Source organism: Bradyrhizobium sp. MI1.3, from assembly GCF_055811695.1.
The window spans coordinates 1-4899 of record NZ_JBVVPQ010000157.1; the positions used below are offsets into that span (position 1 = coordinate 1).

The 4899-nt window shown below is 58.1% G+C and carries 2 protein-coding genes; both read left to right on the plus strand.

The window, feature by feature from the left end:
* Positions 1-859 precede the first annotated feature (859 nt).
* Positions 860-2242, plus strand: coding sequence for an aspartate aminotransferase family protein (locus tag AC0L3A_RS39965; protein WP_473256497.1), 1383 nt, complete (start codon positions 860-862; stop codon positions 2240-2242).
* A gap of 2000 nt (positions 2243-4242) precedes the next feature.
* Positions 4243-4764 carry a cyclic nucleotide-binding domain-containing protein gene (locus AC0L3A_RS39970; protein WP_473256496.1) on the plus strand — a complete coding sequence of 174 codons (522 nt, stop codon included), beginning with the start codon at positions 4243-4245 and terminating at the stop codon, positions 4762-4764.
* Positions 4765-4899 lie beyond the last annotated feature (135 nt).

Consider the following 4899-nt stretch of genomic DNA (forward strand, 5'->3'; position numbering starts at 1 on the left):
ACCTTAAGGCTAGCCTTAAAGCTAGATCCTCGTCGGATACCTGCAACTCAACAAGGCGGCCCACCCCGGAGGAATACCTCAAGAAATACCTCGCCGTGTTTCTGGGAAGCCGACAACTTGACCCCGCGGCATCACACCCAACGAACCGCTTTGCACCGCCTGGGCGGACGAACCTGGCCGCTTGAGACACTGCAAGCCACATCAATTCGGGACTAAATACCTGGAGCGCTGCGCCGGATCCCGCGCCGACGGCAGGTGAGGCGATCTCAGACGGCGCACCGCGCCGCGAGTGTGGCCGTGTCGTCATCGGCGGATAGTGTCTACCTCCGCGAACGGATTGCTCTGGTGGAGGGGTTGGCAGGCGCACCAAGCCGGATACACAAAGCAATCTGTCCTCAGATGCTACACTGTACGAAATAGGAGCCTATAAACGTTGGCAGGTGTCCAACTGCATGAATCTGATTAGCCTGTCATGCTTCCTAGGTCGCGCATCGCCGTACGACTCGCCCGGTGCGGAGACTAGACGAAAGATAGCATGAATGGCGTACAGGAAACGCGTCAATAGAACTGCGCACAGAACTGGTTGCCTCGCCGATGGCGCCGCTGCGATGATTGTCCCGACGGGCTTGGCTCCGGGTGCGAGGCAGAAGTTGGTGGCAGTGCTAACAACCGTCGTCCGAACGAAGGTTCGAATTGTCATTCACGTCGGCGTTTGCCTGCCCTCGCCGAGGGAGAGCGATCCAGGAGATGCTCAAGCAAACACCGGAAGTTGGTACTCGCTCGCACTACCGAAAAAAGTTGGTCATATTGTCGCTCGATCATGTTTCCCGAGTGCAACTGTTGGACGGATGCCATGACGTTGACCGTGCAATACAATTCTCAAGAAGCCCGAGATGCGGCTTATCAGCTTCACGCCTATACTAACGCACGGTCGCATCAAGAAGCTGGTCCAATAATAATTGAACGCGGCGAAGGTCCCTATGTCTTCGACGCGGCCGGTATCCGCTATCTCGATGCCATGGCCGGTCTCTGGAGTGCGGGACTCGGCTTCAGTGAGAAACGGCTCATCGAAGCCGCCCATCGTCAGATGCAAGTCCTGCCGTTCTATCATACCTTCGCATCACGATCGAATGGGCCCGCCATCGAGCTCGCCGAGAAGCTCGTCAGGATGTCCCCGGTGCCTATGAGCAAGGTATTTTTCACAAACTCCGGCTCGGAGGCGAACGACACCGTGCTGAAACTGATCGCCTATCGCTCGAATGCCTTGGGCCAGCCTCAGCGTAAGAAAGTGATCAGCCGTTTGCGTGGCTATCACGGGGTCACGATCGCTGCGGCAAGCCTGACCGGGCTGCCCGAGAACCATCGCTCCTTCGATCTGCCGCTGCCGAACATTCTGCACGCGGGCGCCCCTCATTTCTACAAAGACAGTCTTCCTGGCGAATCAGAGGAGACGTTTGCGACGCGTCGGGCCGAGGAGCTCGAGTCGCAGATTCAGCAAGAAGGTCCTGATACCATTGCAGCCTTCTTCGCCGAACCTGTAATGGGCGCGGGTGGCGTAATCGTTCCGCCGCCGACCTACTGGGAGAAAATACAAAAGGTACTAAAACGGCATTGTATTCTTTTGGTCGCCGATGAGGTAATTTGCGGCTTTGGCAGGACGGGAAAAATGTTCGGCTGCGAAACCTATGACATCACGCCAGATGTCATGGTAGTGTCAAAGCAGCTCACGTCCAGCTATTTTCCGCTGTCTGCAATCATTATGAATGATTGCATGTTCGGTCCAATCGCGGAAGAGAGCAATAAGATTGGAGTGCTGGCCCACGGTTTCACAGGTGGTGGTCACCCGGTCGGAGCCGCCATTGCAATTGAAAACCTCAAAGTCATCGACGAGCGGGAGCTGATTGCGAACGCCAGCCGCATCGGCGGCTACATGCAGGAACGGCTGCGCGGCCTCGCCGACCATCCGGTCGTTGGCGAAGTCCGCGGCATTGGCCTTATGGCAGCGATCGAGCTGGTGGTGGAGAAGGAGGAGAACGTCCCCGCTACCACTCCGGGCGAGATCGGCGCGATCGCGTGCCGGTTGATGCACGAGCGAGGAATCATTGTGCGGAATGTTGGCGATGCGTTGGTAATGTGCCCACCTCTGATTGTTAACAAGGACCAGGTCGACGCGCTCGTCGACGGGATTGCGGACATGCTCCAGGAGCTTAAGGCGAACGTCGTCAATCTGCCCCGAGCCTGACAAGTCGTCACCTGCCCGTTTAGTCCGCCTGCGGCTCCGACGACTTGAGAACCACGAACTCAAGACACTGCGGAAGCTCGCATAAAGTTAAAGTGCCTCGGGCAAGCAACACATGTGTTTGTCGATGGGCCAGAAGGGTGGTCGCCGCTGACAATATCCGAGGATCGAGAGCATGCGGATGGGGCAGTGGTGCGCGCCTATATTACGTCGGCCACTGGCTGCTCATGAGCTGCGCTGGCCCGCTTTGGAGTTGATCTTGATAAATGTTCAGGTGTCCGCGATGATGAAGAATATGGTTGGAGCGAGTGCTTGGGATCTGCGCGGCCTGTTTCTGTCATCCTGGTTGAACGACCATCCCGCGCAACAATGTTGGGCTCCGCCGAAAACCCCTTGATCGGTAAGTAAACTCGACATGGCGAGCGCTTGATGGCGAGACCATAGAACAAATCATTTCGAGGGCATCGAAAGAGTGCATTGGGTTCCCCGCATGTTGGGGGTCGTGGGAGAGATGCACCAAATTAATTAGGTGTCTTGTTTCAAGAAGCAGTATGCCTGGCAATCGCTCGCGGGACGCGTGCGTAATCGCTTGGGCCGTCGCGTGTGAATCACGACCTTTCAGAAACGCCGGGGAGGGCGCTAAGCCGCTCGGAAATCAACGCGGAGACGCCCGAAGAGGCCAGACAGCCTCAGCGTCGGGTTTTGTGACGCAGATGAGAAGCCGCGGCCGCGCGGATGCCGTCGTTGGCCACCGTGGGGTCCTTCCATCGCACCGGAGCATCACAAACACATTGATCGCCGATCGGCGGGTGGTCTCATTGTATCCGTTCGACCCGCCACCGCTCGATATGGCATTCCTGCGCCCGCATGACGGTGGAAGCAGGGCTGCCGCTGTGGACCGCTGCTGTCCCGATGGACCCTGCCGGAACTCAACCAGGAGCGTGGCATTGGAGTGTGGGCGCGCTCGTTGACCGGGTGCCATTCCGATTGCGCAGTCTGCGAGCCCGTCGACATGAAGCCGCATGTTTCGAACTCTAAGACGTTCCGCGATACGACGTGGAATGGTTCTCTCGAACAGATGGGTATTTTTCGGAAGGGCTGCCGCGCAACGGCGCCGCCGGGGCGCTAGTTAAGTTATCGCGATGATCTGGAGCACGTCCGCTGGCGATCGGGATCGCTCCTGTCCGGACGGATGCAATGAGCACCTGATCGCGGCCAATGAAAGTTGCCCTCAAGGAACGCTGGCTGGCGCCGTCGCATAGATCGATGCAGGCGGCGAGTGCGGCTCCCCTGAGAGTGAACCGCCCCGGGTTTGCCGGAGGCTCTCACTCCTGAGAGGATGGAGAGCCAGGACAAGCAAGACCACGATCAAGTGTTCACCCGACGTCCGGGCCCGAGCGATTCGGATGGCTCTGGGTCACGCCAGCGAGCATTCTTCTCGCTGGGAAGCGGCGACATCGATGGGCCAAGATCGGCCCACTCCGCAGACCGGGTCAAGAAGGCGGAGATCGACAGCGGTAGTCGGCGGCGCAGCGGCATGCCGCATCCTACATTCTCGTATGGTCATTCGAGCGTAGTAAGCGTCCGATACCATGCGCGCGACGATCATTATGGAGCGGAGCAGCAAGACAGGAACGACCAAGCGTTTCGGGCGCGGAATGCCCGACGTGCGAGACGCTGGTACGTTCTTTAGCGCCGTCGCGGCGCCCGGACGGAAGGTAGACGGTCCTGGTCGGGAAACCTCTACGCGTAACGTGTCTTGCGAGCTGTTCAGGTGATGCTTCGACGGAAACATCGCACAGATTGACCGTGACGGTGATCACAGCATCCGCCGTGTTAATGAAGGGCATGGCGTCCCGCACGGCGCGTGACACTGCCCGAACGGACAATAAGTGGGACAGCGCTTCGGGGTGCGTAAGAATACGTAGGTCCAGTATTTGCGTCAGATCAATCTCCTTCGCGAGGCTCAAGCCTAACATTTGCGAAATTCAAGGGAGGCGTCGATGCTGGTACGGGTCCATACATCTAGCCGCCGGCCGATTGACGGTCATCTCGCAGCAATTGCTGGTGAGCGCGCCGGCTGTAGTGAGTTCAGGTACCGTAAAGGCTCGGAGATATTCGGCGAGGGAGAGGAGCCAGAGTACATCTATCAGATCATCGCTGGAGCGGTGCGGGCTTACAAATTGCTCTCTGATGGTCGGCGGCAAATCAACTCGTTTCATCTGCCTGGAGATATGTTCGGGCTTGATAATGGGGCAACTCATCGCTTCACCGCCGAGGCCATCATCGAAACCAAAGTCCTTCTAACGAGGCGGCATACCTGCCTTGACGAAGTCTCAAATCGAGCGGCGGCGGCGACGAACCTTCTCGGCCTTGTCAGTCGTAATCTTCAGCACGCTGAAAATCACGTGCTTCTTCTGGGCCGGAAGACAGCACTGGAGAAGGTGGCCGCATTCCTGCTCGAAATGGACGAACGGCTGGCCCAACCGAATGCTGACCTGCCCCTGCCGATTTCCTCCAGTTGAAGTTAGAGTCCGGCCTTCTGTGAAGTGCTCCCCAAAACTAGGCCAGCTGATGCTGGAATTTTCCGGGGTTTAGCTCATGCCGGCGGGGGCGCCGATGAGCCATTCAACAGCGATATCGGCGCCTTGTTGCCGATC